General features: G+C 43.6%; 6 protein-coding genes and 1 pseudogene. 3 read left to right on the top strand and 4 right to left on the bottom strand.

The genetic code is table 11. The features are described 5' to 3' along the window. From C5S62_RS13855 to C5S62_RS05365, 4 genes and pseudogenes are all read right to left on the bottom strand, one after another. The coding region (locus C5S62_RS13855; protein WP_371411189.1) for a DUF6597 domain-containing transcriptional factor at positions 1-382 on the bottom strand (382 nt) is incomplete at its 3' end. Between the two features lie 498 nt (positions 383-880). Beyond that, positions 881-1,229: pseudogene (locus tag C5S62_RS14095) on the bottom strand (nuclear transport factor 2 family protein). Positions 1,230-1,311: 82 nt separating this feature from the next. Then, positions 1,312-1,908: a uracil-DNA glycosylase family protein gene (locus tag C5S62_RS05370; protein ID WP_104404383.1), complete on the bottom strand. Its 597-nt coding sequence runs from the start codon at positions 1,906-1,908 to the stop codon at positions 1,312-1,314. Further along, on the bottom strand, positions 1,905-2,660 hold the full coding sequence (locus tag C5S62_RS05365; protein WP_104404382.1) for an inositol monophosphatase family protein: 756 nt from the start codon (positions 2,658-2,660) through the stop codon (positions 1,905-1,907). Before C5S62_RS05365 ends, C5S62_RS05370 begins: the two co-directional genes overlap by 4 nt. 700 nt (positions 2,661-3,360) lie before the next feature. On the opposite strand from C5S62_RS05365, the gene C5S62_RS05360 reads away from it, so the two are divergent. From C5S62_RS05360 to C5S62_RS05350, 3 genes are all read left to right on the top strand, one after another. Next, positions 3,361-3,720, top strand: coding sequence for a DIP1984 family protein (locus C5S62_RS05360; protein ID WP_371411188.1), 360 nt, complete (start codon positions 3,361-3,363; stop codon positions 3,718-3,720). A gap of 598 nt (positions 3,721-4,318) precedes the next feature. After that, positions 4,319-5,587, top strand: a complete 1,269-nt coding sequence (locus C5S62_RS05355; RefSeq protein ID WP_104404381.1) for an adenylosuccinate synthase — start codon at positions 4,319-4,321, stop codon at positions 5,585-5,587. Positions 5,588-5,958: 371 nt separating this feature from the next. Then, entirely contained in the window at positions 5,959-7,170 is a 1,212-nt protein-coding gene (locus C5S62_RS05350; protein WP_104404380.1) for a site-specific integrase, read from the top strand. Positions 7,171-7,581 lie beyond the last annotated feature (411 nt).

Below are 7,581 nucleotides of genomic sequence, written 5' to 3'. Positions count from 1 at the left end.
CGAATATTCGTGTAGCCAGTTCATTCAAACTTTTGTTTTCAAGGCTGTAACCGGAAACTTCTTGATTATAAAAGAGTGAAGTCGGTATGTTCAGAAACATACTCATAGAGTGAGGGTGGAATACAACCACTATCATTTCTGTATTGCCGTCAGCATACAAATGGGATGAGAAATTAACTTGTCCGCTGATGGTCAGTTTGTGTTGTGTAACATTCAGTTCAGGGATATATAACGGTGTTTGTTTATGGAAGATGATTTGAGGGCAACCGATAGGATAAGTAAAGGCATCCAGCGGTCGATTGCTCTTGAATACCCAATAATATCTTATATAAGGTTGCAGCAACTTACATGGCTTGTAAAATTTGAACTCCTCTTGAATCATTTTACAAAGGTACTTATTTTAGTAGTATCTTGTTTATTACAAGGTAGTTTTTAGTGCAAGGTGCAAGTATATATCTTTATATATAGCTTGCACCTTGCACTAACCGCAGAATATTTATTTTCAATGATTTGCATTTATCAAAAGAAAGCCGTATCTTTGAACCGTAGTTTTAGGCAGACAACGAACAGCCAAAAGGTGACAGAAAAGCGTTATTCTTGTAACCTAAGCTGTACCCCCTAAGGCTTTGACATGATGATAAGAAATTGAATTTCAAGGATATTGGGGAGTAGGTTTATAACCCTGTCTCTCCGCAATAAACGCTGAAAATCAGCAAATTGCAAAATGAACACCCAATTTTACACCCAAGAATGTAAGATTGGGTGTTTTTGTATTATTTAAGAAAACCGCTGAGCAATACAGAATCATTGCGGCGTTTTTTTATCATTTTCAATCACTTTATTTCATAATATAATTAAGTATTTTATGAAAACAAAATGACTATTCGATTGGAAGGTTATGCTGTTTCAAAAAACTAAGTTTGTCCCAGTAGCCCCTCTGATATACAATAAGATTGTTTTTGATATGGAAGAAACCGCAACCACGCAATCCCAATGGGTCTTTCCATTCCATTATTGCCCATTCTTCATCTTCAAAAATATTTTATACAAACCATCTTGGCTGTTGCAAACTCATCGGCAAACATCCGATATATAGCTTCTTTTCCTACTACAGGAGTGTTGGCTACCTGATGATTTACGGCATCATCTGCATATAATGCGGTAATTCCCGCCACATCGGATGCGTTGAAACAATCAATCCACTTTTTTAGTGTTTCTTTCGGCCTCATTTTTAATAAATAATAATTGTTATTCATTTGTGCGGGGACAAATATTGCTGCTTGTCATTTATGATGCAGACTTATAAGGACATTATTCTGTAATAAGTTGATACATCGTTGCAATATCCTCCGATGCCATTTCGAATTTTGATTTCTCAATCAAGATGTTTTGTCCCGTCATTATATAGGATGGAATGATACGAATGCCGTTATATAAAATCTCAGTATTACGCAATTTGTATGTGGATATGCTTGGGACAGCATTCTTCTTGGTCGCCTTCTTGCTTATCATATTAAAGGCTTTCTTTGCCACATCCCCCATAAGCATAATGACCCTGACATTGGGAAACAATGCAAGTTCTCTTTCCAGATAGGGCAGACTTTCCTCTATGCTCTCTTTTGAAACGGCATATTCGGTTTTGGGCATCTTAACGGCGTTGGTGATGTAAATCCTTTTGTTCAGGATATCCAGTGCGGAATCCACCTCTATCCCGGCTTTTCGGAACAACGGAATTGTCGTTCGCATATACGCGGCGTCCGGTTTTCCATAGAAATCATTTTCCGGATATGATGGGACAACCTCATTTATCATGATTGCGTGTATGGTTTCCGGTGTAACATTCACGTTATTAAAACGCAGATCAGTTTCACCTTCAAGGAATTGTTGTAATTCTTTTTGTATATTCATGATAATAGTTTGAGTAATTCTTCGTGGACTTGTCCGTTTGTTCCGGCTATTTGGCTTCCTAGAGCCGGGGTAAGTGTATTTCCATTCCAGTCGGTCACTTTTCCTCCGGCCTCTTGCACTAGAAGCATCCCTGCCGCATAATCCCACGGATTTAAATATGCTTCGAAATATCCTCCCTGTCTGCCACATGCGGTATATGCTAACTCCAAGGCAGCTGACCCCAATCGTCGGATATCTTGTGAGTTTTCATAGACTTTGAGAAATTTGGTGAAATTTTCTTGTGCCAGTTCTCTTTTAGCAGTGCCAATACCGATTATGGTTTCCGAGAGTGTTTGGGCAGAGGAAACGTGTATGGGTGTGCCGTTCAACAAACTTCCTTCCCCTTTGATGGCAGAAAAAAGTTCATCGTGAAACGGGTCATAGACGATGCCCATGACAATCTCCTTCTGGCAACAAAGAGCCAATGAAACCACGCTATGCTGATAGTCGTGCATGAGGTTGGTAGTGCCGTCAACGGGATCAAGAATCCAGTAATTGTCTGTATCCATTTGCTGTAAGCCGGTTTCCTCGCCGAGAAACTGTATGTCTGGTGCAAGTGTATAGAGTGACTTTTTCAGAAAATCCTGTATTGCAATGTCCACTTGCGTAACGTAATCGGCAATTCCTTTTTCTTTCACATGGGCTGCCATTTCCCTGTTTGTGATTATTCCCTTGGTCTCTTTTACCAAGTTAATTATGTGTTGTATGTCCATGTTGGTTTATAGGGCTTAATTTAATGGTTTGTAATTATATACGATTGGCTCCAAAATTTTTAATCGGAAATGGATTCGTTGTACCTCTACCTGTAGGGTGCGTTTGAATTTCTACATCCAAATATATGCCTTCAAATTGAAATAGCAAAAGATATTCGGAGAATTTTAGATTTTTCTATAACTTATAATGGCTTGTTAATTAATGGTGTTTTGTGATTCGTTTAGGAAAATCGTAGACGGGTGAAAGGTAAATTATAAAAGGATTATGCGATAAATTCTGTAATGCTGTTTACACATTGCCGTGTTTGCAGGAGAGGGTGTGTGAATTTGAATTAATTAAACTCAAACTATCTGTTTGCGGTATTACGGCAACAGATAGTATGCTTATTTTTGCGGGAAAATGGGTTGTTGATGATGGAAAGTTATTCTTAATTATGTGCTTGATTTGACTCATCGGCTTCGTGAGCTATTCATAAACCGTAAATATAAAGGAAAGCTAGGCCGCAATGTTCTCTCTTTGTGAGGCTCATAACAAAAAAGAATGGAGCACGGGCGGATATCTGTCCGAAACGGTTCTCCTTATAATCAGACAGATAACATCCCAATGACAGGAACCACAAATAATTAAAAACAGTGAGATTATGAAATTGGCAGAAACTCTCAGCTTACGGGCTGATTTGCAAAAAAAAGGATATCGCAATTGGAAGTCCGGTTGAAAAATAATGCCCGGATTCAGGAAGGTGAAGAACCTGCGGAAAATCCTCAGGAACTTATGGAAGAACTGAACAATCATCTGAATGCTTTGGAAACATTGATTTTCAGAATTAATAAGACCAATATGGTTACTTTGTCCGAAGGTATGAGGCTTACGGAAATGATTGCGAAAAAAGATGTTCTTGCATTGCGCATTTCCGTACTTCGTTCTGTGGCGCAATCGGCTATGGGCAGTTTGGAACGTTATTCGGCAAATGAAATCCGTTATGTCCGTACGCTTGATGTCGCTGATTTGCAAAAACAAATAGATTCGTATTCCAGGCAATTGCGCGAATTGGACGTATAAATCCAGCAACTGAATTGGTTGACGGAACTGGTTTGAGAATAATTCCGGTAGTTCTTTAGATAGGGCGAGTATATCTCTGGCAATTGAGAATGAATTGCTGAATCTACTTGCAGATGAAGGCGGAAGCGGAGCATAGCGCAAAAAGAATCGTAATGCTCAGTATGGTTACACGCTCAAATTGCAGGCTGCATTGTTACTACCATGTACTGACTATTGAAGAGAATGAGGGTGGAGTGGTGGGATTTTTTTGTTTTAATTAGGAACGAACGGATTCCCGGAGAGGGGTGAGCCGCGGAATGGCCGTGGCCTTGTTTCTTGTAATATTTTGGCATTTAGATCATTGTGCAGGCGTGTCAGTTTTCAGCATAATCTTTTCATATCTATTTTCCCGTGGCCGGTGTTTGTCTGCATTGCCGGCCATAAGTGTGCAGGGAAGAAGAGGATGAAGTGAGGGGGCAGGTCTCGTTATGTGATTTTTTTATAAAAATGTCTCATTTCGGGAAAAAAGATATACCTTTGCTCTCCGTGGTGCCGTAACAGCAGTCGCCGGTGCCGCCGCACAGATACTTTTGAAAACGAAACAATTCTATAAAAACTCATGACGAAAGGAAAAGTTGATGCCCTGCTGGGCATTGTCTTCGGTGACGAAGGCAAGGGTAAGGTGGTGGATTTCTTTACACCGCGTTACGATGTAGTGGCCCGCTTTGCCGGCGGTCCCAATGCCGGACATACCATCATTTTTGACGGAAAAAAATTTGTACTCCGGTCCATTCCCTCCGGAATATTCGATGAGGGCAAGATCAATATCATCGGCAACGGCTGTGTGATTGCCCCCGACCTTTTTATGGTTGAGGCCCGCGAGCTCGAACAGGCCGGTTATTCCCTTACCGAACGTCTGCATATCAGCCGGCGCGCCCATCTTATATTGCCCACCCATCGTGTGCTCGACCGTGCCTATGAGGCCGCCAAAGGCAAGAACAAGGTAGGCACCACCGGTAAAGGTATCGGCCCCACCTATAGCGACAAGGCAGCCCGTGTGGGATTGCGTGTGGGAGATATCCTGAACGGTTTTGAGGCCAAATACCAGGCGCTCAAAGCCCGCCATGAGCAGATACTCCGCGACCTCGGATTCACCGATTACGATATTGCTGAAGAAGAGCGCCAGTGGATGGAAGGCATAGAGTATATGCGTCGTTTCCCGCTCACTGATACGGAAGTGATCATCAACCGCGCTCTTGAGGAAGGCAAGAGCGTATTGGCCGAAGGCGCACAGGGATCGTTGCTCGACATCGACCACGGCACTTATCCGTTTGTATCGTCGTCCAGCACTACGAGCGGCGGTGTGTGTACCGGTTTGGGAGTGGCGCCCAACAGGTTCGACCGTATTTTCGGTATTTTCAAGGCTTACAGTACGCGGGTTGGGTCAGGTCCGTTTCCTGTGGAACTGTTCGACGAGACGGGCGACACCATCCGCCGCATCGGTAATGAGTTCGGAGCAGTTACGGGCCGCAATCGCCGTTGCGGCTGGCTGGATCTTGTGGCGTTGAAGTATGCCATTATGATTAACGGTGTGACGGACCTTGTGATGATGAAAGGCGATGTGCTTGATGATTTTGACACCATCAAGGTATGTACCGCTTATACCAAGGACGGAGAAACTGTAACGGATATGCCCTACGACACCGAAGGGTGGCAGCCCGTTTATGAGGAACTGCCAGGATGGAAAACGCCGCTTTCGGCCCTTCGCGACGAAAAGGATTTTCCGCAGGCTTTCAAGGATTATATCGCTTACGTGGAGCAGGCTACCGGCACGCCGGTAAGCATCGTCTCTGTCAGCCCCGACCGTGAGGCTACGATTATACGCTGATACCCTTTTTTATTTTGCTTTTAAACAAACAGCCGTGCCGCAGCAAACTCTTGCTGCGGCACGGCTGTTTTTGTGAGAGTTTTTTTTGTGTTTCTTACGTGTGGATGAGATCGGGTGGCAGGTTTCCTCCCGTTTTTGTCTGCGATGCCCCGGTGGCCGTCATGCTGTCTGTTGTTGTGCTGTGGGATGGTGATGGATTTTAATTTTTGCTTCTTTTCTTTTTCCTCGTTGTCGAAGTTGTACGTGATGTGCGGTAGCGCATGGAAGGAAAAGCTTCTGTGCACCCCGTTCCGGCAGTGTCCTTTCAGGCGGCCGTAGGGGTGCTGTAATCGGAAATGGATGTATCTATTATATAATAATGTGTTACTAAAATGGCAACAGTAAAAATTAAATTCCGTGCTTCTTCTGTCGGCATGAAGGAAGGCACGCTTTTCTTTCAGGTGATTCACAAGCGTGTGGCAAGGCAAGTGTCCACCGGTTTGAAACTCTATCCCCACGAATGGGACGCCGCTCATGGCGGCGTGGTTTTGCCTCCCGATGCAGACGATGTCCGTCGCGCTTATCTGGTGGCGTTGGAGGAGAGGGCCGTCAGGGGAGTGGACGGTCTCAGAAACATTGTGATGAGGCTTGAGCGTTGTGGCAGAGACTATACGGCCGACAGGGTGGTGGAAATGTTTTTGCAGCCCTCGGCCTCCGACCGTTTCCTGTCGTTTGGGCGGAGGCTGGTAAGGGAACTCCGGTCGGTGGGGCGTGAGCGTACAGCCGAAACCTACACTACGGCTCTCAACAGTTTTGAACGCTTCAGGAGAGGTGATGACGATGTTTATCTTGACGAAGTGGATTCCAGTCTGATAACGGCTTATGAGACATGGCTCAAGGCGAGCGGCATTTGCCCTAACAGCACATCGTACTATATGCGTAACCTCCGGGCTGTTTACAACCGTGCGGTGGATAAGGAACTCACTGCCCAGCGCCACCCTTTCAAACATGTCTATACCGGAATAGACAAGACGGTGAAGCGCGCCGTGCCGGTGAGAGTCATCCGTCAGATACGGGAAATGGACCTTTCTTTCAATCCCTCCATGGACTTTGCGAGGGATATTTTTATGTTCAGTTTCTACACCCGCGGCATGTCGTTCATCGACATGGCTTATCTTAAAAAGAAGAACCTTCAGAACGGTATTCTTTCATATCGCAGGCAGAAAACGGGGCAGCAGCTTTTTGTGAAATGGGAAAAGCCTATGCAGGAAATCATTGATAAATATGACACTTCGTCTTCGCCCTACCTGCTGCCTGTCATAAAGAATAACGGAAAGGACGCGTGGCGGCAGTATAAGAATGCGGAGCATCTGGTGAATAACAAACTGAAGAAAATAGGCATGTTGCTTAAACTGTCCATTCCCCTGACCACTTATGTTGCCCGCCACGGTTGGGCCAGTATAGCCAAAAGTAAGAATATCCCCATTTCCACTATCAGCGAGGCCATGGGGCACGATTCGGAAGGGACTACCCGTATTTACCTCGCTTCTCTTGATGCATCGGTGGTGGATAGAGCCAACAGCCTTATTCTTAGGTCTATTTAAGCCGTGAAATGAAGAAAAAAGAATGAAGGAAATATATGGCAAAACAGACGTTCTCTCCCTAAGAGAAGTATTTATATGGCAAAAGTAGTAAAAAAAGCACGAAGTATTATTAAATTCATTAAAAAAATAAAGGTTTGTGCCGAAAAAAGTTGTGCAAAGCGCTTAAAAGTGCTTTAAAACATATTTTTCAAGGTTTTAACAGTCAAATCAAGATTAACATTTTTAACCTTTAGTTACATTTGCTATGCCAAAAATAGAGTTAATTCTATTAAAGTTGAAAAAGTATGTATTGGAATTTTAACAAGAATACTTGGACTTTGAATTGTAATACGGGGATTTATCAAAAGAAATAGGGCAAAAATAGGGTCAAGCCGAAAACACGGTGCATGAATTTTGAGAAAAGTGTTAAAT

The organism is Prevotella sp. MGM2, from assembly GCF_002933955.1.
Taxonomy (GTDB): Bacteria; Bacteroidota; Bacteroidia; order Bacteroidales; family Bacteroidaceae; genus Alloprevotella.
Note: the sequence above shows the minus strand (reverse complement) of the source record. Positions and strands in the feature narration are given on the sequence as shown.

Bases quoted from the DNA above. Each gene is read 5' to 3' on its own strand.
- C5S62_RS05370 (WP_104404383.1), bottom strand. From the start codon at position 1,908: ATGAATATACAAAAAGAATTACAACAATTCCTTGAAGGTGAAACTGAT.
- C5S62_RS05365 (WP_104404382.1), bottom strand. From the start codon at position 2,660: ATGGACATACAACACATAATTAACTTGGTAAAAGAGACCAAGGGAATA.
- C5S62_RS05355 (WP_104404381.1), top strand. From the start codon at position 4,319: ATGACGAAAGGAAAAGTTGATGCCCTGCTGGGCATTGTCTTCGGTGAC.
- C5S62_RS05350 (WP_104404380.1), top strand. From the start codon at position 5,959: ATGGCAACAGTAAAAATTAAATTCCGTGCTTCTTCTGTCGGCATGAAG.